This window comes from Gemmatimonadaceae bacterium (assembly GCA_016720905.1).
Lineage (GTDB): Bacteria > Gemmatimonadota > Gemmatimonadetes > Gemmatimonadales > Gemmatimonadaceae > Gemmatimonas.
Genome location: JADKJT010000001.1, coordinates 431,882 through 455,074, shown reverse-complemented (window position 1 = coordinate 455,074; position 23,193 = coordinate 431,882). Strand labels below are relative to the sequence as shown.

Here is a 23,193-nt window from a genome sequence, read left to right as displayed (position 1 = left end):
GCCGCAGCGCGTCACGTCGCTATGGCAGGATGGTGACCAGCACCTGCGTGGCCTTGCCTTCCGGTTGTCCGTTGGGATTGAGCGCACGCAGCGTGAACGTCGTGGTGCCCGTCGCAAACGCCGTCACCGTGACTTGCGTGGCATTCTGGTTGACCGCGCCAGTCGCCACGCCCGGTGCACTGCTGGTGATACTCACGGTGCGGCCGAACAGCTGATTGCCGCTGGCGTCCTTGAGGGTGATGGCAAAAGCCTTGGTCACGGTACCGATGGTGACCGAGTAGTCGCCCAGGACGGCAATCGTATCCACCGGCACCTGCTGCACCGTCACATTCGCCGTACCGGTACGCGTTTCGCTGATCGCCGAGATGGTGACCGTGCCTGGCGAGAAGCTGCTCACGAGACCGGTCTGCGACACATTCGCCTTGGTCGGATCGTTGCTGCTCCACTCGATGAAGCGATCGGTGACCACGGCTCCCGTCGAGTCCTCGACCGTCGCGCTCAATTGCACGGTCTGACCCTGCACGATGCTGGATGACAACGGCGTCAGGCGCACCGTCGCCACCGGAATCTTGGTGACACTGAAATTCACGGTGTCTCTCGCGCCCTCGGCGTTCACGGCAATGCGCGCCGTGCCCAGCGAAAGGCCGGTGACCAGACCGGTTGCCGAAACGGAGGCGATGGCCGGTGTGGCACTCGTCCAGGTGATCACGCGGCCCGGCGGAATGGCGCCGCCGACACTGTCGGCCAATGCCACCGTCAACTGACGGGGAATCCCGATGCGCAGTGAGCCGGTGCGCGGCTGAATGGTGGCGGTGGCGATGCGCGGATCGACGGCGATGAAGTTGGTCCCGCAGCTGACATTCGGGTATTCGACCGACGACGCCGTGATGCGCGCCGTGCCGCTCTTGCGGGCGGTGATCACGCCGGACGTCGAGACGGTCGCCACGATTTCATTGTCACTGCTCCACGCCAGCGGACGTCCGAGGGTCGGCAGGGCGTTGTTGGCCGTGTCGCGCAAGGTGATTACCGGTTGCGCCTGGTTCGTGACCGTGACGGTCTGCGATGCCGGTGCCAGCGAGCACGCGCCGATGGGAATGTTGGTCACGGTCAGCGACGCATTGCCAATGACGCCGTCCGCATCCGCCGCGATGACGACGTTGCCCGGGGTCAGCGCGGTGACACTGCCCGATTGATCAACCGATGCAATGGACGAGTTGCTGGAGGACCACCGGAAGGTCCGTCCGGTGATTACCGTGCCGGTCGCGTTCTTGGCGGTGGCCGAGAACGTTTTCACATTCGTCAGCCGCAGCGTGAACGTGGCCGGCGAAACGGTCACCGTGTTCGCCACTTCCGGCGTCACGGTCACCTGCGCCGTGCCGCTCTTGCCATTCGCCACGGCCGATACAGACGTCTGCCCGACACTGATGCCGATCACCTGTCCGGTGGTGGTCACCGTGGCCACGGCCGTGTTGGCCGACTGATAGTTGATGGTCTTGTTCCGAATGGAGTTGCCATCGCAGTCGAACGCCGAGGCGGACACGTTGACCGCGCCGTTCACCGGCACCGAGATACTGCTCGGGGCAATGGTGACACTACAGGCGGACACATTCGGATTGAGGTTGCACGCGGCCAAGGCGGCCATGGCCAGCGCGGTCACGGCAATACGCGGCGTGAGGCCGGCCAGATGGCGCAGCGGCGCTGGGACGATCGGGGCGAAGACCCGCATGCAGGGTGGTCCTGTCTGAAATAAGTGATGGAAGGCGCCCGCGACGAACCTCGGGGCACACTACTGAGACGCACGGTCGTGGCTAGCCGTAACCGTTACACCACGGGAATCTGGTTGGATCGGACGTCATGGCACCACTCCCGAGTCCGGATCAAGGTGTCACAAATCCAATCCGCAGGTTGACGCGGCCACCGCAAAGGGCTGATACCCCGCAGATTCCCGGTCGATCTGGCCGGGCAGGCCGCCGCCGTCCGACAGTGCCTCAGTGGCGAGACGATTGGGCAGTGTGACAACTTACCTCCCCTTGGTGACCCCCCCGAACGACCCGACTTTGGTGCTCAGTGCCGTCTCACGCGCTTCCTGGCGGCGGGCGCTGTTGTGGCTGTTCGGCGCGACGCTGTTGCGCGCGCTGCTGTCGTCGCTGGTGCCCCTGGTGCCCGACGAAACGTACTATTGGCTCTGGACGCGACACTTGGCGGCGGGGTATTTCGATCACCCGCCCGGCATCGCGCTGCTGACCAAGCTGGGTACGGCGATCATCGGCACGTCCCCTGCCGGCGTTCGCGCCGGCCCCATGCTGGCCGCGTTCGTCACCCATGTCGGCGCCCTGCTCGCGGCCTGGTATCTCGCGGGGCGCGGTGAACCCGGCGCGCGCGCCGCGTGCCGGGCCAGCCTGCTCATGTCCGTGGTGCCGCTGGCCCTGCTCGGCCTGGTGTTGGCGACCCCCGATGCCGCGTTGTTCGCGGCGTCGATGGTGTCGCTGCTGGCCGTCGAGCGCGCGCTGGCCGCGCCGCTTCGCTCGCGCCGAGGCCTGTGGTGGTGGGTGCTGGCCGGTATCAGCCTTGGCGCGGCGCTGGTTGCCAAGTATACCGCCGTGCTCTTTCCCATCGGGCTGGTCGTGGCGTGCCTCATGCATCCGGCGCTCCGGATACGTTTTCGGGAAGGCGGGCCGTGGCTGGCGTCGCTCATTGCGCTGGTGCTGTTCTCGCCCGTGGTGCTGTGGAACGCCATGAACAACTGGATCTCGTTCCGATTCCAGCTGGGGCACGGTTTTGGCGGCCCCGTGCGCGGCACCGTGCTGACGCGCGAACTCGAGTTGATCGGTGGTCAATTCGGACTCGCCTCGCCAATCCTCTTCGGCTTGATGGCCTATGCGGTGTGGGTCGCACTGCGCGATGGATGGCGCACGCGGTGGCAGTCACGCGTCGATGACGTTCAACCGCGTCGATTCGCGCTGGCCATCACCGCGGTGCTGCCGTTGGTGTTCTTCTCCATCAGTGCCGCCCGCCGAACGGTGGAGGCCAACTGGCCGGCGCTGATGTACCCATCGGCGATTCTGCTGCTGTCCAGCGACACCGGCAGCCCGGCTCGCGGTCGGTGGTGGCGCGGCGGCGTGGCGCTCGCGGTGGCCGTGCTGTTGATGGTCAGCGTGCAGGCGTGGCGGCCGGTGCTGCCCCTCGCCCCTCGACAGGACCTCTTCTCGCGCAGCTATGGCTGGAGCACGCTGGCGGCAGCCGTCGACTCAGCGCGTCACGATCCCTTCCTCGACGGTACGGTCGACCGGTGGGTGGCGGCCGATCGCTATCAGGACGCCTCGGCGCTGGCGTTTCATCTCGCCGATCACCCAACGGTGTTCTCGCTCAATTTGGGTGGACGACCCAATCAGTTCGATCTCTGGCCGACGGCGTACGACAAAGTGCGGCCTGGTGACGGATTGGTGGCCGTGTTCGACGACAATCCCGTTGGTGACACCCTCGGCGTGCGCGTCGCGACATGGTTCAAGGAGTCGCGACGGGGTCCGCAGGTGGTCTTGCGCCGCGCCGACGCGGCGATCGCGCATCGACGCGTCTGGCTGTATCGCATCGCGACCAACGTGCCCGCGCGTCCACGGCAATCCCCGTCGCTATCGGGCACGCGTTGAACGCCGTATCCTTCGGCATGCTTTGGGGAATTGCCATCGGAGGCGCCGCGGGATCGGTGTCGCGCTACGCCCTCTCCATGTGGCTCACGCGCGCCCACGGCCATTTCCCGCTGGGCACGTTCGTCATCAACATTTCCGGATCGTTTCTCATCGCGTTGTTCGCGCGCGTGTACAGTACGCCCGACAGCAACCCCATCATGCGCGCCGCGCTCACCATCGGCTTCTGCGGCGGCTTCACCACCTTCAGCACCTTCAGCGCGGAATTCGTCACCCTCATGCAGGAGGGGCGAACATCGCGCGCGGTGCTGTATGCGCTGGCCAGTGTGCTGACCGGAGTGCTGGCCGTAGTGGCCGGTCTCGCGGTCGGTAACCGACTCGTGACGCCTCGCGGCTGATCATCCCTTCCGATTCTCCAGGACAGTCCTTCTCGTGACCACTCCCGTCATTCCGACCGATCTCGCCGCGTGGTGTGCCGCCAACGATGCCCGCGCCCAGGACGAACTGTTTGCGTTTCTGCGCATTCCCAGCGTCAGCGCCAAATCGGAGCACAAGGACGACTGCCTGGCGGCGGCGCACTTCGTGGCTGACGCGCTCACGCGCATTGGCTTCACCTCCGAGCTCGTGACAACGCCCGGTCACCCGATTGTGCTGGGTGAATGGCGCCAGGCAGGCCCCGACGCGCCCACGTTGCTGATCTACGGCCACTATGATGTGCAGCCGCCGGAACCGCTGGACTTGTGGACCTCGCCGGCGTTCGAACCCACCGTGCGCGACGGCCGCATCTATGCGCGCGGCAGTGTCGATGACAAGGGACAACTGTATCTGCACATCAAGGCGCTTGAGGCGCACCTGGCCGTGCGCGGGACGCTACCGGTGAATGTGATTGTCCTGGCCGAAGGCGAGGAAGAAGTCGGCAGCGTCAATCTCGAGCAGTTCCTCGAGCGCGAAAAGACGCGATTGGCGTGCGACGCCGTGGTCATTTCCGATTCGACCATGTTCGCACCGGGTATCCCGAGCATCCTGTCGTCGCTGCGCGGACTGGCCTATGTGCAAATCGATGTCCGCGGTGCCAACGGCGATCTGCATTCGGGGATGTACGGTGGTGCCGTGGTGAATCCGGCCATGGCCCTCGCACGCATTCTTGCCACCATGCACGACCGCGATGGGCGCATCACCATTGACGGGTTTTACGACCACGTGCGTCCGTTCCCCGACGCGGTGCGGGCGCAGATGCGCACGTTGCCGTTCAGTGATGACGGGTTGATGCACGAAGTCGGTGTCACCGCACTGGGCGGCGAGCCGGGGTACACCACGCTCGAACGCCTGTGGACGCGTCCCACCTGCGAAGTGAATGGACTGCTCAGCGGCTACACCGGCGAAGGCGCGAAGACGGTGCTGCCGGCCATCTCCATGGCCAAGGTGAGTTTCCGTTTGGTGCCCGATCAGGAACCGTCCGAAATCGAACGGCTGGTCACGGCACACGTGGCGCGCGTGACACCGCCGGGCGTCACGGCCACCGTCACCGCGTTGCACGGCGGTCGTCCGTGGCGCGCCGATCTCAAGGGCCCGATCATCGAAGCGGGCAAGCGCGCGCTCGAGGCCGCGTTTGGTCGTGCGCCCGTGATCACCGGCGAAGGGGGATCAATTCCCGTGGTGGGCGACTTCGAGCGCATTCTCGGAGCGCCGGTCTTGTTGATGGGATTCGGACTGCCCGGCGAAAACGCGCACGCGCCCGACGAGTGGATCAGCGCGGAGAACTATCGACTCGGCATTCGTGCCGCGGCCACGCTGCTGGACGAATTCAGGTCGGCCACCAGCGGCAAGTGATCGCTGCCGAGTTCCGGTCCGAGCCAGGCGCCGAGCGCTCGCGGTGCGGCGTCGTTGCCCAGGATGTGATCGATGCGAATACGAAGCAGTCGACCTTCGCGTTTGCTCCAGCCAAAGCCTGAGCCACTCGATTCGAACGCATCGGTGAATCCGCCCCAGTGTCGGCGGAAGATGGCGCTCTCCACGGGCAGGTTGAAATCGCCGGCGAAAATGACGGGCACGCGCGGGTCGCCGCGTGACGACCACACCGCCGCCCGCTCTGATTCGCGGTCGCGGATGCGCGCATTGAGGTCGATGCGGTTCCCCGCGGTCCCGCGCCGCGCGATGTCTTCCGCGCGCGATGCGGTCAGTTGATCGGGAATGAATCCATCATCGCCCGACAACGCCTCCAGTCCCTTGCGGGCGGTTTCGAGATGCAGGTTGACGAACACCAGCGGGCCATGCGGCGACGCGATGGTGTACCGCGCCACCATGGCCGTCCCGCCAAACCCGTATTGAGCAATGCGCTGAAAATCTCCGCGCGGCATCAAGTCCTCGGCCGTAATCGGCCAACGGCTTGCGGTGCACAAGTTCGCGTAGCGGGCGCGATGCCAGCGCGGCAACGCCTGCAATGAATCCCACAGGGCGTCACCGCACTCCTGCAGGGCAATCAGGTCGGGATGCAGGCGATCGATCACGTCGCGCAGTTGCACCGCCACAATGCCGCCACCCTGTGTGTTGAAGCTCAGCACGCGCATCGCCCCAGCGGGTGGATTGGCCGGCAGTGATCGACCCACGGTCCGCCACGACACACGACCGCCCATGATGGGGCCCACCACGACGGCCAGCGCGAGCGTGAGCGGAACGAGCGCGCTGCGCACGACGACGACCGCCAACGGCACCAGCATCACGAACGGTATGAGCAAGACAAATCGCGGACCATACGCCAGCAGCGTGGCGGGCAGAAACGATTCCGACGTGGTGATCAGCAACACCCAGGTCACCAACATCAGCGCGCTCCACGCCCACGATGCGCGCGCCGTCCATCGACGCAGGGGCCGCCGACTGCCCATCACGCTCACGGCATCCATCAGCCACGCCGCCATCGCTGGTCCGATCCGCTTGGGCCATTGCGTGAGTCGCGCTCGCCGTCGGGCTGACGCGGTTCGCCGGGCCTGCACCGCCGCGTCCTGTTCGCGACGGCGCTGTTCGTCCTTCGCCTTGGCTTCGTACGACTCCGCGTACTCCTCCCGCGGGCGCACGATCGTCACGACACGCCCGCACCGGCACTTGATCTGCTTGCCGATGTGCGTGTCGTCGGTGTTGTACACCTTGCCACACGCGCACCGCACCGAAAAATCGGCACGGTGCGCGATGCGGTTGCGGGTCATGAAGCGTGGTCCACGACCGTGGCTGGACGACCGCCCTTACAGTCCATCCAGCAGCGAATCGTTGTTGGACGTGGCGGCGATGCGTTTGATGAGCCACTCCATGCCCGCCTGCGGCGGCAACTGATGCAGGCCGCGACGCAGCAGGTGGACTTTCTCCAACTGGTCGGGACGATACAACTTCTCTTCGCGACGGGTCCCGCTGGTGGCGATATCAAAGGCGGGGTAGATGCGCCGGTCGGCGAGACTGCGATCGAGCTTGATCTCGGAGTTGCCCGTGCCCTTGAACTCCTCGAAGATCACTTCATCCATGCGCGAGCCGGTTTCCACCAGCGCCGTCGCAATGATGCTCAGCGAACCGCCGCCGTGTTGCGGGGCGATCATGCGGGCCGATCCGAAAAACGCCTTCGGCTTCTGCATGGCTGATGAATCGAGGCCGCCCGACATAGTGCGTCCGGTGCCGCGTTCCACCGTGTTGTACGCGCGGGCCAATCGCGTGATGGAGTCGAGTACGATCACCACGTCCTGACCCAGCTCCACCAGGCGTCGCGCGCGTTCAAGTGTCATTTCGGCCACTTCCACGTGGCGCTTGGCCGGCATGTCGAAGCTGGAGGCGACCACTTCGCCGTATCCCCACGTGATCATCTCGCTCACTTCTTCCGGACGCTCATCCACCAGCAGCACCAGCAACGCCGCCTGCGGATGGTTGATGGCCACGCCCTCGACGATGGCCTGCAACAGCGTGGTCTTGCCGGCGCGTGCCGGCGCCACAATAAGCGCGCGCTGGCCGTATCCGATGGGCGCAATGAGGTCGATGGCCCGTCGCGTGAGTTCGGGTCCGGTCTTCGCCGGGCGACCCGTTTCGAGCGTCAACTTCCGGTCGGGGTAGCTGGCCGTGAGGGTATTGAAGTCGGGGCGCTTTTCAAGGAACACCGGCGACCCTTCATTCAACGCCACGACATCGATGACCACCTGACGACCGCGCTGGTCGCGCCCGAACGACACTTCGAGTTTGTCACCGCGACGTAATTGGTACTGGCGAACCAGCGCCGGCGACACAAACGGATCGGCGGGATCGGGCAGGTAGCTGTTGACCGGCAGTCGAAGGAATCCGCCATCACGTGCCACGTCAAACCACCCCTGCATCGTCCCTTCGGCGGGTGTAACAATCGACGGGCTACGGTCAAATCCGACGTCCGCGCCCTGTCCACCAACGTTGGTGCCCACTGGTCCGCCGCCTCCGCCGCCACCTCCACCACCACGACGGAATCGGTTGCGTCCACGTCGTCCGTTGCGACGACCATTGCGGTCATCGCCCGCCGGTCCATCGATTCGCTCACCGCCGCGATCGGGTCGATCACCACGCGGTGGACGGGGGCCGCGATCACCACGTGGCGGACGATCCGGGCGCGGCGGGCGGTCCACGCGCTCCGGCCGCGCGGCGCGCTCCAGACGGTCGGCCTGCTCCATGCGCTGAATGCGCTCAAGCTGATCGCCAGCGTTGCGCTCCACCACTATTTCTGGTGGCGGCGGCGCGGGTCGCGGAGGCGGAGCCGCTTCAATTGGCGGCGGGGAAGTCGTTGGCCCGCTATCGGGCGCATCAAGATACGGATTCAGATCCCCGGTAGTGTCGGGGGTCGAGTTCGACCGGGGTCGGCCGCGGCGAGAAGGGCGTTTGCGTTCGTTCATTCGGAAACTGCAGGTGATACGTGGGCTCTCGTCCGGACGGACGGAGCGCAGCGCCATGGCCAGTAAGGCCATGTGCCGAGAAAGCCGAATCCACGAAGGGACTCGAAAGGCGCAGACAAGCGCAAGAAATGCGGGATAATCGGGACGGGTGTTGTTTCGTGCCGTCGCACAGCCGGATTGGCGTGAAGCGCCGTCCGGTACCGCTCGGGGGTGCGCGAACACTCGCGCAACTGAATCACTGGAGGGGTTCATCGCCGGAACGTGCCCGGAACCCCGGTCGCACTTGATGCGAGGCGCCAACCAGCCTTCGCGATCGCTACGCTTGGAGTATTACGACCCAGACCGATCTGCGCAACCCGCACCAACGGCTGAGGGACGCCCAACCCCCGCGACTTTGACCCGAGTCGCTACTTTTCCCGCCATGATTGCCCCGCCCACGGATCTTCCCGCCGCCCTTGCCGAGGCGGTTTCCCTCTATGAGGCCACCGGCAATGTCGGTGTCTTGATGGAACGCCTGCACCAATTGCGTCACGGTGTCACCCCCGACGCGCTGGTGTCCGCCACCGAGGTCTGGCTGCACATGCCCGAGGTGGCGGGGCCGCTGTATGAGCGGGTGGTGGAGGAACAGCCCACCAATGCCCGGGCCCTGGTGATTCTCGCCAACGCGTACTGGCTGTCGGGTCGGGGCCCTGACGTGGTGGGTGAGCTGGCGAACCGCGCGCTGGCCGCTGATCCGGAGAATCGGGGGGCCTGGCATCTGTGGGCGCTCACCGAATCGAATCAACGCGATCGCACCATTCGGTGGCTTCAGGTCACGCAGCGGTTTCCCGCTGATCAAGTCGCCAAGGCGGCCTTGGCCGACAACGCCGCCTCGTTGGCCGCCAGTGAGCACGATAAGGAAGCGCTGGCCATGGCCATCGGTGCGTACGAGGACCTGTGGGCACTCTCGCCCAACGCCCAGCAACGGGCCGCGCTGGAAACCGCGCTCAATACCCTGCGCAACTACTCGTTCTAACCCAATGCCGTGAGGCCGACGCTGTGAGCAAAACGCCCAAGACCCCGCCGCACGACCACGGCCGCGACACGGCCACCGAGCTGGCCGAATTCCGGGAATTTCGCGAGCGCATGAATGCCCGCATACTCGGCGAGAACAATCTCGTCATCAACCGATTCTTCAATCTGGACGGACGCGCCTACGAAGGCGGCGCGCTCAACGAGAAAACCAAGGAGTTGCTGGGGTTGGTGGCGTCGATGGTGCTGCGCTGCGACGACTGCATCACCTATCACATCGTGCGCTGCGCCGAAGAGGGCGCCACGCGCGACGAAGTGTTCGAGACCATGAGCATCGCCCTCATTGTGGGCGGCAGCATCGTCATCCCGCACCTGCGCCGCGCGGTTGATCGATGGGACGAAGTGGAACGCGCGCGCGCCGCAGACGCCGACCCGCGATAGGCGACCGCCTGTCTGCCCTGAGGGGGCGGGCGTCGGCGGTGCCCCCGGGCGGTGTCGGCAGCAATTCCCATCAAAGATGAGCTGTTTGGGGGACCGGGCCCGTAGGGAATGAACAGTCGGCGTGTCCGCCAATCTGCACAGCCCGATCCCCCGCAACAGCGTCACCCCAACAACCCCCCGTTTTGGGACGGGCTGGCGTGCCACTGTAATGCTACACCATTGGCGGCAAGGCCGCGCCGGGGTGAAAAAAGCCGCCGGGGGCGACGCCAAGAAGGACCCAGCAGAGAGGGTTGGTCGAACGTATCGCCCGGTCGGGACGGCCCAGACGCCACCACCACGTTGAGCTTATGGCGCCCGCCCGGCCACCGTGTTCGGATTCCCGTCCGACACGTAGCGCGCCATCGGGCCGGCCTTGTCCATGGCATTGAGCGTGGTAGACAGTGTCGTGCCCCCCTGCAACGGGACTCGGGGCAACGCGCGCGCGTTGAACTGCGGATCGTACGGACTGCGGGCTGGACCACCGGTTACCAGAAAGACGGCGTCATGCGAGTACTTCACCTCGCGCTTGCCCCTGGCGCCGTGCCACGAACCACTCACGGCCAGCGCGCGGTTCTTCGGCCACAACCCGTAAGGAAGGGCAAATCCACGCACGCGGTAGTTGGGCACCGCCGAATCGATGGCCATGGTGCCGCGGGCGATCTGCTCCTGCACAAAGGCGTCAGGGTACTTGCTGAGTTTGGCGTGCCACAACGTGTGGTTGCACAACTCGAACCCCTGGGCCACCAGGAACTGCAGCTTGGGGAAGCGCCACGCCGATTGCTGTCCGTCAATCCCCTTTTCCCCAAAGAACGCATGTCCCGCCTGCGCGGCCGGCAGTGCGCAGAACAGACCGCGCGGCTTCCACTCGGGATGCGTTTTGATGAAGTCCAGCAGGATGCCCACCGCGCTGGTTGGGTCGACCACCCGCGTGCCGCCCTGTTCGTGATAACGAAACTGGCTGGGCGAGGCGTCGTCGAAAGTGAACAGCACCGGCGACTTGCCGACCGGCAGGTCGATGTGCTTGTCCAGCAGGTCGCCCAATGAGATGGGCACATAGCCACGGGCATACAAATCGGTGAGTTCGGCCCGGAACCGCTCCCGCGACACCTTGTAGGTGCCGTCGGCGTCAACCACTTGGTGCCACTCCAGAATCGGGATACGGCCCAGTTCGTTGGGCACCCGTGCGGGCGAGCCACCGGGAGGGGTCTTGGCGACGGGCGCCTGTCTGGCACTTACGCGTCCCTCGTGACGTATGAGGGCGTGGGCCGGACTTGGCGTGACCAGGAGTCCGGCGATCGCCAGCGCGGTGATGGCGCGATCAAGCGGGCGCGCGAACAGGGTGGGTCGACGTCTTGGGTGCGACATGCGGTGGTGCAGGCGACTCTGGATGGAGTGGAACAACGATGGACGCGAAAGCTAGCGAGGTCGTCGCGGACGCTGCATCTGCATCTGCAAATTGTGCCCAACGCGCCGACCCCATCGCCGCGTCGAGGGATGCTGAAACGCATTCCCCGCCGGGTCTGGTGGTACTCCGCTGTGCTCGCCGTGTTCGGCGTGGCCATATCATCGTCGTGGTGGTTCTCCTGTGGCTTTCACGGCTGTCCATCAGTGCAGCAGTTGCAGGCCTGGCGCCCCACCGAAGGTGGCGCACTGCTTGATCGCCGTGGCGCGCTCATTGCGCCGCTCTCGCAGGTCAAGCGCGTCAATGTCCCGTTGTCGCGCATTGCGCCGCGTGTGCAGGCGGCATTCGTGGCCGTGGAAGACCGGCGGTTCTATTCGCATCACGGCATCGATTGGCGGGGCGTGGCGCGGGCCAGCGTGGAGAACGTCAAGGCCCTTGGCGTGCGCGAAGGTGCCAGCACCATCACCATGCAGTTGGCGCGCAATGTATTCCTGAGTCACCGGGCCAACGAACGCAGCATTCCGCGTAAGCTGCTGGAATGGCGCTATGCGATGCTCATTGAACGCGCGCTTGATAAGCCGGCCATTCTGGAGCGCTATCTCAACGCCATCTATCTGGGCAACGGCGTGTACGGGGTGGAGGGCGCCAGTCAGGATCTGTTTGGCAAGAGTGTGCGCGATGTCACACTGGCCGAGGCGGCGTTGTTGGCAGGGCTACCCAAAGCGCCAAGCAGTTACACGCCGCGTCGCGATCCGTCGCGGGCGCATGACCGCCGCGAGATAGTACTGGATGTGCTGGAGCGGGAACACGTGGCCACGCCAGCGGCCATCGCCGCAGCGCGCGCCACCGACATCGCCGATTTACCCGAACAGTGGCAACCACCGCGACGCACCGATTCGTGGGCCGTGGAAACGGTGCGCGGCGTGTTGGACTCCCTGCGCAGCGTGGGCGCCATCCCGGCCAGTCTCAACGACGGGCAGTTGCGGGTGCGCAGCACCTTCGATCGTCGGGCGCAGTTTGCCGCCGAACGCGCCATTGCCAGTGGTGCGGCGCAAGTGGACAACGAACGCGGCGGATGGCGCGACGCGCCCTCGCGCACACAGGGCGCGTTGGTGGCGCTCGATCCATCCACTGGTGCCATTCGCGCGATAGTCGGCGGCCGTCGCATCGAGCGCAAGGGATTCAATCGCGCCATGCGTGCGCGTCGTCAGCCTGGCTCGGCCTTCAAACCATTCGTGTACGCTGTCGCATTGCAGTACGGCCACACCACCGCCACCATGGTGGACGACGAACCCATCACCATTGGCGAAGGGCGTGACGAGTGGACGCCCGCCAATTTCAACGACGACTACGCGGGCCGCGTGACCATGCGCGACGCGCTGGCGCATTCGGCCAACGCGGCCACCGTGCGCATCAGTCGCGAAGTGGGTATTCCGCGCATCATTGCCCAGGCCCACGCCATGGGCATTGCCAGTGCGCTGCCCGATGTGCCGGCGCTGGCCTTGGGCGCGGGTTCGGTCACGCCATTGGAACTCACCGCGGCCTACGCGCCCTTCGGCAATGGCGGCAGCAACGTGCAGCCATATGCCGTCGAGCAAATCGAAGACACGTTTGGCAGAGTGCTGTGGTCACGTCCGCCATCGATCACGTCCAGTGTGCTTGATGCGCGCGAAGCGTTTTTGGTCACGTCGATGCTGCGCAGCGTGGTGGACGAAGGCACTGGCCGCGCCGTGCGCGGCGCCGGCATCCGTGGACCAGTGGCCGGAAAAACCGGCACGACCAACGACGGCACCGATGTCTGGTTTGTGGGCTACACGCCCAGCCTGGTGGCCAGTGTGTGGTTTGGTGCCGATGAACCGGAACCACTGGGCGGCGACGCTTCAGGTGGACGACTCGCTGCACCGGTGTGGGCGCGCTTCATTCGCGACGGCTGGCACAGCCCGGAACAGGATGTGGCCTGGCGTCCGCCCTCGGGCATTGTCACCGCGTCCATCGATATTGGCACGGGCGCGCTGGGCAGCGACTGGTGTGGCCCGTCGCGGCGCGAATGGTTTCGCGCGGGCACGGCGCCAACCACATCGTGTGAAGCGGAGTCGCGCATTGCCATGCTCGAAGAGCCACCCGACGCGCCGGAGCCGCCGATGCCCCCTCGTGTACGCGAGCCGGAGTTGCGCATCAAGGATCTGCAACGGGCCGTGGACGAGGCCATCAATGCCATCGGCGACCGTCGCGGCCGGGCCGCCGCTCGGCGCGCCTACGACGAACTGCGGCGCATGGCCGAACAGGAACGGCGGCGACGCAATTAAGCCAGCGGCGAGTGGCCGGGGCGCAGTCGCGCCAGAAATTGTTCGACGGGCCAACACGGAATGCCACCAATTTCCAGACGATCGACGCCACGATACAAGAGGAGGGGTCGACACTCGGGATACTCGCCCGCGAACGCGCGCAGTCCCTTGAGATCATCCGGACGCACACGGTCGCTGTTCTTCACTTCGATGGCGAAGAAGTCGGTGCTGCCATACACCACGAAATCCACCTCAAGACCCGTGCGCGTGCGCCAATAGCACAGGTCGAGTGCAACCCCCGAGTACGCGATCCACGCGCGCAGATGCTGCGCCACCAGGCCTTCCAGCGCGGCCCCATCAATTTCTGCGGGACGATCGAGCGGTCCCGTGGGACGCAGCGAGCGAAAGACCCCTGCATCGAAGAAATAGAACTTGGGATGTGCCACCGTGGCGCGGCTGGCCCGTTTGGTGAACACCGGCAGGCGGAACGCCAGCAACAAATCCTCGAGAACGCCCAGATAGCCTTCGATGGATTTGCGATGCACCGCCGTTTCGCGCGCGACATTGCTGATGTTGATCACCGCACCGTGCGAGAAACTCACCACTTCCAGGAAGCGCGCGAAGTCACCCACCTGTCGCACCAGACCCTCGGCGCGGACCTCTTGCTCGACATACGTGGCCGCGTAGGCCGCCAACGTGTCGGCCGAGTCGCGCGCGCTTACCACCAGCGGAATGAGTCCCGTCTTCAGGCTGCTTGTGAGGTCGAACGCGGGCAACTCCGCCGCCATGAACGGATGCATGGTGCGCATGGTCGCGCGTCCGGCCAACAGATTGACGTCACCGTGTCGCAACTTGCGCGCGCTGGAGCCGGTCAGTACGAAACGCGGCGGATTGGGTCGTTCCAGCAAGTCGTGAACGACATGCAGCAACTCGGGCGCGCGCTGCACTTCATCGATCACGATGTCGCGACGGTCGGTATTGCCCAGCACGAGTTCGCGCAGTCGTTCCGGTCGAGCCACCAGTTCCCGATACGTCTCGGGTTGCAGGAGGTTGACCACGAGCGCGTCGGGAAACTGCTGTCGAGTCCAGGTGGTCTTGCCGGTTCCACGTGGACCCAGGAGGAAGAAGCTGGACGGGGCAGGGTGGAGAAATCTACCTATTGAGTCCATAATTCCATGTATTATTCACCTAACAGGTGCATTTTGCAAGATACCGAGCTAACGTGTTTATTTTCAATATATTACGCGACATGCGAGACTATCACAACACCCCCAACCAGCCCCGCTCCGGTGTCGCATACCCCGGGAAAATCCGGTCCAACGACCCCGCCCCCAAATGCTTCGCCGCCAGCTCGCTGAACACGCTGCGAAAGTCTGTCGTCAACGCCAGGTCGCGCCCTTCGTACAACTGCTCCGGCGCCAGCCCAGGCCACCGCCCCAACACCTTGCGCGGCGTCTTGAGCGATCCGCCAATCACGAACATCGCGCCCGCATGACCATGATCGGTGCCGCCGGTGCCATTCTGCCGCACTGTGCGACCAAACTCCGACATCGTCAGAATCACGACATCATCCATGCGGTCACCAAGGTCGGCCACCAGTGCCGCGATACTGCCTGAGAAATCGCCGAGTCGCTGCGCCAACTGGCCTTGCGCAGCACCCTGATTCACGTGCGTGTCCCAACCGCCGATATCGGCAAACGCCACCTCAAGGCCCACGCCGGCCTTGATGAGTTGCGCAATCGATAGCAATCGCTGACCAAACTGCGAGCGCGGATACTCCACACCGGCCGCCGGCTTGTACTGCTGCGGATTGGCCGCGCGCAGCACGCGCAACGCTTCAAACATTTCGGTGCCGCTGCCATGCACCATGTCGGCGGAACCGGTGCGATACAACGCTTCCAATCGCTTCTCCGCTTCGCCCCCGGTGGTGCGTATGGAAAACTCCTCGATGGAGTTCATTGCTACCGTGGGTGACGGGCCTTCCAGAATGCGTGGCATCTGGGCGGTCATCGCCACAGCGCGAAACGGCGTGTTCACCGGCTTGTCACCTACCGCACACGCCTCACACGTGCCTTTCACCGCCAAATAGCGATTCAACCAACCATCGGCCGTGCCCTTGCGATCGGGCGTGCCGGTTTCCATGTAGTCCTGCGCATCAAAGTGCGAGCGCGTGGAACTGGGGCTGCCCACCGCATGAATGGGCGCCAGCAGTCCGCGATCCCACAACGGCTTGAGCGGCGACATCGCGGGATGCAATCCGAAGTATCCGTTCAGATCTATGGCACCGGCCGCACCCGTCACCCGCGCCGGAGATCCAATGGCCAATTGCGGTCGCGCCGCGTAATAGTTGGCGTCTCCAAAGGGCACCACCACATTCAGCGCGTCGGCCGCTCCACGCTGGAACAACACAATCAGCGTTTTCCCACGTGCCGCGCGTGGCAAGTCCATGGCCAGTGCGGTGCGTCGCAAGAAACTCGGCGTGAGTCCCAGCGTCACCAGGGACAACCCACCCGCCTTCAAAAACACTCGGCGATTCATAGTTCGCTCCTGGTGAAATGTGTCGACACTCGTGCGGCGACTCCCAAAGTGTCTTGGCATGTATTTCTGAGGTATGAGCGGTGAGAGGCCTGAGGGTTGAGCAAACGAAGCGTAGAGCGTGAGAGGGGTGAGCCGTCGAGGGTAGAACACAGTCCTACCCTCACCGGCTGACCCCTCAAGCGCTCAACGCTTCGTTTGCTCACCGCTCCGGCCCCTCACCGCTCTACTCTCAGCGACGCTGGAACTCGGGCGCGCCCAGCGCCAGCCCGACGATCTGCGCCAATCCCTGCGCTGGCGGCAACGTACCGATAGCCTGCGTGAGCGTGGCACCCTTGGTGGGCTTCACCGATTCCTTGCCGGCGGCCTTCTGTTGCTGATCCAGTGGCTTGCGCGCGTCCCGGTTTGCCGCGCGACGTGCCGCCATATCAGTGGCACCAACACCCATGGTCGAGTCCACATCGTCGAGAGACAGCGAATCGGCGCCACTACCACGCGCTTGCAAGAACGGATTCGTGCCTGTGAGCAACACCTGCCGCGTGTCGTTGGACGCTTCGCCGCCAAGCAACTCGCGAATCACACCATCCACCTGCTGCTCACGCGGCAGCGGGCGTAACGATGCCGCCGCTGGCCAGTCGGCCAATTTCACGCCCGGCACACGCCCCGAGGCCACGGCCAATCCGAAGTTGATGCGATTGAGAATGGAGCCGGTGTTCATCCATGCGTCACCGGTTTCCGGATAGCCGTTGGGTGCCTGATGCCCGAAAATGGGCTGCCCCAGTCGACTCACCAGTTGCGTGGTGCGCGGTGTCGCATCGGCCGGCGCGTTCATCACGCGCAACGAACTCACCACCAGTTCAAACGGCGACTTCACCTTCGCCCGATACGTGGCGGTAGCGAAAAACTCCGGACTGGTCACGATTGTGCGCACCACTTCGCGAATGTCGCCATCGGTCTTGCGGAACGTGGCCGTCGCACGATCCACCAGCGCCGCCGGTGGCGTATCACTCACAAAACGTCGCGCCAATTTGGTGGCAATGAACCGCGCCGTGGACGGATGCCGAGCGAGCAGATCGAGCACCGCCTCGCCTTCGTCTTCGCCACGTCCTGCGGCATACTTCTCACCCAAAATGACTTTGGCGCCCGCGTCATGCGCTTCCGGACGGAACAGGAACGCGCCACCGTTGGCACCGCGCGACAACGTCCACCCGGTGAGGGCGCGCGCCACCTGAATCACATCCTGCTGCGTGTATCCGCCATCGACACCCAGCGTGTGCAGCTCCATCAACTCGCGCGCGTAGTTCTCGTTCAGTCCGCGCTTGCGTTGTACCAAGGCCGCCAGTTGCGGACGCTGCTGTGCCACCACGGCCGCCCGTCGCGCGGCCACACGGCGCGCCATCGGAGGAACCTGACGCAACGTGGGACGCCCGCTGTCGGCCACACTCTGCCAGTTGTCCAGGTAGTACAGCATGGCCGGACTCTTGGCCACCGCACCCAGCAGGTCGCGAAACTTGCCCAGCGTGTGCGGACGGATGGCCTGCGCATCGTACTCCGGCAGGAAGTAGCGCGTACGGTCCTTGCCGGCGAACACGTTGAAGTGATTCTCCCAGAAGTCCACCATCACTTCATCCAACTGGCGCTCCGATATCACGGCCCGCGCCACGCGACTGCTGGCAATCTCGCCCAGAAACGCATACGACTGCCGACCTTGCTCGCGCAGCTTCAGGGAGTCTTCGGGCGAGATCCTGCCTCCGTTCTGCCGAGCCATCTGCGCCAGCTGCACACCCGGCGGCGGATACTGCGCAATCAGCTCTTCGCCCGATTTGCCCAGCGTGGCAAACTGCGCCACGAACCGTTCGGTATTCACATCGCTGATGCGTTGCGGTTCGAGCTGTTTGGCTATCCAGGCATCCACGCCAACGGCGCGAACCGCGGCCACATCGCCAGGGCGCGGGCCAAAGGCCAGTCGACTGAGCACATGCTGCACTTGCTGGTCGGCGGTTTGCTCGCGAGCGGCCATCTCGGACGCCGACGGTCTCGCCGCCGACTCGTCGCCACCACCCGTACCGCTATGGCTGGCGCAACCCAGTCCGGAAACGGCGGCGGCGACTGTGAAACAGGCGACGAGACCGCGTCGCAGCGGCAAACCCATGGACGTACGCATTCGGTGCCTCGGCAGGTGAACGGACCACACAAGCATACGTGTCATTGGACGCCGCCGCGCGTTGGTCGTTAACCAGTGTGTATTGCGATGCGATCAGCCCTTGAGTGGCCGTGTCCACGTCGATTGCTTTCTCCCATGTCGGAGACAGGGACAGCACCCGTAAGCGAAACCACGCCGGAACCCGTGCCGGAGCCCATTGCGGCGCCCGATCGGGCGCGCTCGCGGTTTGACGCCGCGCTCGCGACGGGTTCGCTCACGGCCATCAGCACCGGCGGCGCACTGATCGGGCTAGGTTTCCGCGACGATGACGCCGGTCGAGTCTTCCGGCTGGCCGGCCGAGGCGTGCTGGGGCGACTGGGCATCGCGTCGGCGACGGTGCCGCTGACGGCCGTTGGTGTGGGCTATCTGCATCACCTGCTGGTGGCCACCCTGTGGGGGCTTGGCCTGGCGCTGGTGGTGTTGTCGTTTCGCGGTGTCACCAGAATCGCGGCGGCTATCATTGCTGCGGCGTTGTACGCCTGGCTTTCCGTCGATTTTGTACCAGCCGCATTACGAATTGGTTATTCGGTGACTTCAACCATACCCAACGCGGTTTCTGTTGGTGTATCACTCGCGGTCGCCCTGCTGGGCGGGGTCTGGCTGTCCGCCACGGACACTCAGGGGTAGTACGGCGTGCGGGCGGAACGTGGGAGCGGTCAGCCCCGTTGGTTCCTGTACGTTGCTGGCTGGTGGGGTCGAGAGTCCATCCCGTGAACGGCGCACGGAAGACGGTTCTCCCCACCTCGTGCATGTCTCTTACACTGGAGGTACCAGATGGACGTCCTCGTACGACTTGAGGCTCGTCCGAACGATTCGCCGGTGCTTGCGCACGTGAACTCGATTCCCGTGCTTCCCTTCGGTACTCGCTCGCGGCGTGAAGTGGTCACGCTGTACGGCGAAGCCGATGCGCAGTCGCTGGCCATGGCCCTTGCGGCCACGGTCGAAAGTGAGCGACTGGAAGCACCCCAGTCGGGTGTCGTGCGACATCTCGGTGTGTGGCCTGACCGCGGGGCGGTTGGTGACTCGGCGTGGCGCGATGCCACCACGGGTCGGCTGGTCACACGTGATCTCGACATTCCATTCCTCACGCTGCAGGCGCGTGCCTCAGAGCTGCTCGGGGAATGTGGCCAGACGCTTCGTCGGGTCGCTGCCGGACTGGCCATGCCAGACTGGCCGGAAGGTTCAGAGCGGGCGCTCAGCTTCTCGTTGTCCGATGCGTCTGAAATCGGCGGCGGAGCCTGGAGCACACTCAGGGATGACGTCGGGGTGGAGAACTGGTTGGACTCGCTTCGGGAAGCCGATGCGTTCACATTCGAAACGGAGAGCGACTAATACCGCTGCTTTGTCCGTCAGAAGTCATCGGGCCGCGATCATCAGATCGCGGCCCGATTGTTTTTCCGGCTTCGACGGGATGGGATCGTCCGAAGACCGTTGCGAAACCGGTGACCGGGATCGATCCTATGGATCGCACGTCCGCCTGCCGACCCCTCCCCGTCGCCCCTCCCCGCCGCATGTCGCTCGATGCCAAAACGTGGCTGCTCATTGCCCTCGGAGTCGTAAGCATCTTCCACCTCGGCTCGATCGCCATGGCCGTCGGACGTCACCGGAAAGCGTCGCCGGGGGAACGCGCGCTCCCGACTCCTAAAGGACTCGGCATTGGCTTCATCACCAACTTCTTCGACACGCTGGGTATCGGGTCGTTCGCCCCCACCACAGCGCTCTTCCGATCGACCAAGTCGGTGACCGATGAGAAGATCCCGGGCACGCTCAACGTCGGCCACACCACACCCACATTGATCGAAGCGTTCATCTTCATCAGTGCCGTCAGGGTTGATCCTACCACGCTGATTTCGATGATCGTTGCGGCTACGCTGGGCGCGTGGCTTGGTGCCGGCGTGGTGTCCCGTCTCCCCAAACGTGCGATCCAATGGGGCATGGGCGGGTGCCTATTGGTAGCGGCGGTGCTGATGGCCATGACCGCGCTCGACAAGGGTGTGACCCCGGGTGAGGCCATTGGTGTCGACGGCACCAAGCTCGTGATCGCAGTCGTGGGCAACTTCATTTTGGGTGCCCTGATGACACTGGGCATCGGCCTCTTCGGCCCCTGCCTGATTCTGGTGAGCCTGTTGGGCATGACCCCCAAGGCGGCGTTCCCCATCATGATGGGATCGTGCGCCTTCCTGATGCCAGTGGCATCGCTGCAGTTCATCCGCTCGCTCCGCTTCGACCTCAAGGCGGCACTCGGGCTGATCATCGGCGGCGCGCCGGCGGTGCTTATCGCCGCGTTCATTGTGAAGGAGATGCCGTTGAACGCCGTGCGTTGGCTCGTGGTCGTGGTGGTGCTGTATACGGCAGCGACGCTGCTGCGGTCGGCCATGGTCTCGCGTGCGGAGGCCGCAGCGGAGGCCTGATCCGTCAGTCGGTCCTTCGTCCGGCCTGTCAGGTAATTCCCCTTGCCGAGGCCTGCGCCCGGGCGCAGGCTACGGCAAGCCACCCGCTTGGGTGACTCATGGCTCCCACTTCCGGGAGCCGGGAAATACTGAGTCTAAGGCGTGTTGAGGGGACGATGAGAGACTACGATAGCGCCGGTATCCGAAACATTGCCGTGGTCGGCCACGGCGCGAGCGGCAAGACGAGCCTGGTCGATGCGCTCTGCTTCGCCGCCGGCTCCGGCAAGCGACACGGCACCATCAAGGACGGCACCGCGCTCACCGATCACCTCCCCGAGGAGATCGAGCGCGGGTATTCCATCTCGCTGGGGTGTGCCTACCTGGAGTGGATGGACAGCAAGGTCAACTTCATTGATACGCCGGGCTCACTGGACTTCCAGGGTGATGCCCTGGCCGGGCTGACCGCGGCAGACGGCGCCCTGTGCGTGATTGGCGCGGCCAGCGGTGTGGAAGTGGGCACCGAGCGGATGTTCCGGGCCGCCGTGGCGCGTCAGGATCCTATCCTGTTTGTCGTCTCCATGATGGACAAGGAGCACGCGGACTTTGACCGGGTGTACGCCCAGATCAAGCAACGCCTGTCCACCAAGGTGATACCGGTGGAAGTGCCCATCGGTGCGGGTGCCGACTTCCGTGGCGTGATCAATCTGTTCACGCAGCGTGCGTACATGTACACCAGCGGCGCGAAGGGTGAATTCGTCGAGGCCGACATTCCGGCGGAATGCCAGGAGCGCTATGAGCGCTACCGCCAGGAACTGATCGAAGCCATCAGTGCCACCGATGACGCGCTGCTGGAGAAGTATCTCGAAGGCGGCGAAATCGATCGCGACAGCGCGATCAACGGCATGAAGGAGGCCATGAAGCGCATGGACCTCTTCCCGCTGTTTGCCGTGTCGTCGGACAGCATGATCGGGGTGCGCGCATTGCTCACTGAACTGGTGCAGCTGATGCCCAACGCCTACGAAATGGAGGAGATGCACGCGCTCACGGGCGCCGAAGGCCATGAGACCATCCAGTTGCATGCCACCGACAACGGTCCGTTTGCCGCGCTGGTGTTCAAGACGCTGGCCGAACCGCATGTGGGCGATGTGAGCTACTTCCGCGTGCTGTCGGGGAGCGTGTCCAATGGACAGGAGGTGTACAACGCCACCCGCGACGGCGCCGAAAAATTGGGGCATCTGGCGGTCCCGTGCGGGCGGGAGCGGGTCGAAGTGCCCGTGTTGCACGCTGGCGACATCGGGTGCGTGACCAAGCTGCGCAACACGCACACCAACGACACGCTGTCCACGCGGGAGCATCCCATTCGGCTGCCGTCCGTGGCGTTTCCCGAGCCGTTGGTGCAATTCGCCGTGCGCGCCACCATGCGCGGTGAGGAGGAAAAACTCCAGTTGGGGCTCAAGCGACTGCACGATGAAGACCCCACCATTGACGTGCACTACAATCCCGAAACGCACGAGACCATCGTGGGCGGTCTGGGTGAACGGCATCTCGATGTGGCGATGGCCGTGCTCAAGCGCAAGTTCGGCGTGCAGGCCGACCTCACGAGGCCGCGCATCGCGTACCGCGAGGCGCTGACGGCCAAGGCGGAAGGGCAGGGTCGTCACAAGAAGCAAACCGGCGGGCGCGGCCAGTTTGGCGATTGCTGGGTGCGGCTCAGCCCCATGCCGCGCGGCGAGGGCTACCTGTTCGATAACAAGATCGTGGGCGGGGTCATTCCGTCGAAGTACATCCCGGCGGTGGACCGCGGCATTCAGGAAGCGTCTGTACGCGGTGTGCTGGGCGGATTCCCGCTGGTGGACTTCCGCGCCGAACTGTTCGACGGATCAACGCACTCGGTGGACTCGAACGAAATGGCGTTCAAGATGGCGGGGATACTGGCGTTCAAGGCAGTGGCTCCCAAGTGCCGACCGGTGATCCTCGAGCCGCTGGATCTGCTCGAAATTGTCGTCCCGGACGCCTTCCTGGGCGATGTGCTGGGTGATGTCTCGGGCCGACGCGGGCACATTCTGGGCACGGATGCCGACGGCGATCGCACCACCATTCGTGCCGTGGTGCCGCAGTCGGAACTGCACCTCTACGCGACACAGTTGTACTCGCTCACCCACGGGCACGGGACTTTCACCCGTCGCTTCAACAGCTACGAACAGGTGCCGGCGGACGCTGCGCAGAAGATCATCGCCGAGAACGCGAAAGAGGCCGAGGAAGTGGAGGTGTAACGGCCGTCACGCCACCGGCTCGAGCCGTCACCCTGTGGTGATCCGAACCGGTGGCGTGTGTGCCCGCAGGAGCACCCGTGACCG

General features: G+C 64.8%; 17 protein-coding genes. 10 read left to right on the top strand and 7 right to left on the bottom strand.

All coding sequences use genetic code 11. The features are described from left to right. Positions 1–19 precede the first annotated feature (19 nt). On the bottom strand, positions 20–1,726 hold the full coding sequence (locus IPP90_01905; protein MBL0169468.1) for an Ig-like domain-containing protein: 1,707 nt from the start codon (positions 1,724–1,726) through the stop codon (positions 20–22). Between the two features lie 307 nt (positions 1,727–2,033). On the opposite strand from IPP90_01905, the gene IPP90_01900 reads away from it, so the two are divergent. Genes IPP90_01900 through IPP90_01890 form a run of 3 tightly spaced genes read left to right on the top strand, consistent with a single transcriptional unit; the run spans position 2,034 to position 5,474 of the window. Continuing rightward, entirely contained in the window at positions 2,034–3,647 is a 1,614-nt protein-coding gene (locus tag IPP90_01900; protein ID MBL0169467.1) for a glycosyltransferase family 39 protein, read from the top strand. 17 nt (positions 3,648–3,664) lie between these two features. After that, positions 3,665–4,042 carry a fluoride efflux transporter CrcB gene (crcB, locus tag IPP90_01895; protein MBL0169466.1) on the top strand — a complete coding sequence of 126 codons (378 nt, stop codon included), beginning with the start codon at positions 3,665–3,667 and terminating at the stop codon, positions 4,040–4,042. Between the two features lie 34 nt (positions 4,043–4,076). Beyond that, complete coding sequence (locus IPP90_01890) at positions 4,077–5,474, top strand: dipeptidase (protein MBL0169465.1); 1,398 nt, start codon at positions 4,077–4,079, stop codon at positions 5,472–5,474. On the opposite strand, the gene IPP90_01885 is transcribed toward IPP90_01890, so the two are convergent. After that, the gene (locus IPP90_01885) at positions 5,405–6,844 is read right to left on the bottom strand and encodes an endonuclease/exonuclease/phosphatase family protein (GenBank protein MBL0169464.1); all 1,440 of its coding nucleotides are present in this window, start codon (positions 6,842–6,844) and stop codon (positions 5,405–5,407) included. The genes IPP90_01890 and IPP90_01885 overlap by 70 nt on opposite strands. Before the next feature lie 36 nt (positions 6,845–6,880). Next, on the bottom strand, positions 6,881–8,353 hold the full coding sequence (rho, locus tag IPP90_01880; protein MBL0169463.1) for a transcription termination factor Rho: 1,473 nt from the start codon (positions 8,351–8,353) through the stop codon (positions 6,881–6,883). Positions 8,354–8,951: 598 nt separating this feature from the next. Here rho and IPP90_01875 point away from each other — a divergent pair. After that, a complete protein-coding gene (locus IPP90_01875) occupies positions 8,952–9,545 on the top strand; it encodes a hypothetical protein (protein MBL0169462.1) in 594 nt (197 codons plus the stop codon). Positions 9,546–9,655: 110 nt separating this feature from the next. Further along, complete coding sequence (locus IPP90_01870; protein MBL0169461.1) at positions 9,656–9,982, top strand: carboxymuconolactone decarboxylase family protein; 327 nt, start codon at positions 9,656–9,658, stop codon at positions 9,980–9,982. A 345-nt stretch (positions 9,983–10,327) separates the two neighbouring features. Here the strand turns inward: IPP90_01870 and IPP90_01865 are convergent, their stop codons facing one another. Further along, the gene (locus IPP90_01865) at positions 10,328–11,386 is read right to left on the bottom strand and encodes a polysaccharide deacetylase family protein (protein ID MBL0169460.1); all 1,059 of its coding nucleotides are present in this window, start codon (positions 11,384–11,386) and stop codon (positions 10,328–10,330) included. A gap of 129 nt (positions 11,387–11,515) precedes the next feature. On the opposite strand from IPP90_01865, the gene IPP90_01860 reads away from it, so the two are divergent. Beyond that, entirely contained in the window at positions 11,516–13,729 is a 2,214-nt protein-coding gene (locus IPP90_01860) for a PBP1A family penicillin-binding protein (GenBank protein MBL0169459.1), read from the top strand. Here the strand turns inward: IPP90_01860 and IPP90_01855 are convergent. The 3 genes from IPP90_01855 to IPP90_01845 all read right to left on the bottom strand — a co-directional run bounded on the left by IPP90_01855 (position 13,726) and on the right by IPP90_01845 (position 18,407). Beyond that, a complete protein-coding gene (locus IPP90_01855) occupies positions 13,726–14,877 on the bottom strand; it encodes an ATP-binding protein (GenBank protein ID MBL0169458.1) in 1,152 nt (383 codons plus the stop codon). The two genes, IPP90_01860 and IPP90_01855, sit on opposite strands and share 4 nt — an antisense overlap. 91 nt (positions 14,878–14,968) lie before the next feature. Then, positions 14,969–16,246, bottom strand: coding sequence for a DUF1501 domain-containing protein (locus IPP90_01850; protein ID MBL0169457.1), 1,278 nt, complete (start codon positions 16,244–16,246; stop codon positions 14,969–14,971). Between the two features lie 229 nt (positions 16,247–16,475). After that, on the bottom strand, positions 16,476–18,407 hold the full coding sequence (locus tag IPP90_01845) for a DUF1800 domain-containing protein (GenBank protein ID MBL0169456.1): 1,932 nt from the start codon (positions 18,405–18,407) through the stop codon (positions 16,476–16,478). Positions 18,408–18,542: 135 nt separating this feature from the next. Here IPP90_01845 and IPP90_01840 point away from each other — a divergent pair, with 135 nt between their 5' ends. The 4 genes from IPP90_01840 to IPP90_01825 all read left to right on the top strand — a co-directional run bounded on the left by IPP90_01840 (position 18,543) and on the right by IPP90_01825 (position 23,109). Next, the gene (locus IPP90_01840) at positions 18,543–19,073 is read left to right on the top strand and encodes a hypothetical protein (GenBank protein MBL0169455.1); all 531 of its coding nucleotides are present in this window, start codon (positions 18,543–18,545) and stop codon (positions 19,071–19,073) included. 147 nt (positions 19,074–19,220) lie between these two features. Further along, the gene (locus tag IPP90_01835; GenBank protein ID MBL0169454.1) at positions 19,221–19,778 is read left to right on the top strand and encodes a hypothetical protein; all 558 of its coding nucleotides are present in this window, start codon (positions 19,221–19,223) and stop codon (positions 19,776–19,778) included. 179 nt (positions 19,779–19,957) lie between these two features. Then, the gene (locus tag IPP90_01830) at positions 19,958–20,857 is read left to right on the top strand and encodes a sulfite exporter TauE/SafE family protein (GenBank protein ID MBL0169453.1); all 900 of its coding nucleotides are present in this window, start codon (positions 19,958–19,960) and stop codon (positions 20,855–20,857) included. A gap of 155 nt (positions 20,858–21,012) precedes the next feature. Next, positions 21,013–23,109, top strand: coding sequence for an elongation factor G (locus IPP90_01825; GenBank protein ID MBL0169452.1), 2,097 nt, complete (start codon positions 21,013–21,015; stop codon positions 23,107–23,109). Positions 23,110–23,193 lie beyond the last annotated feature (84 nt).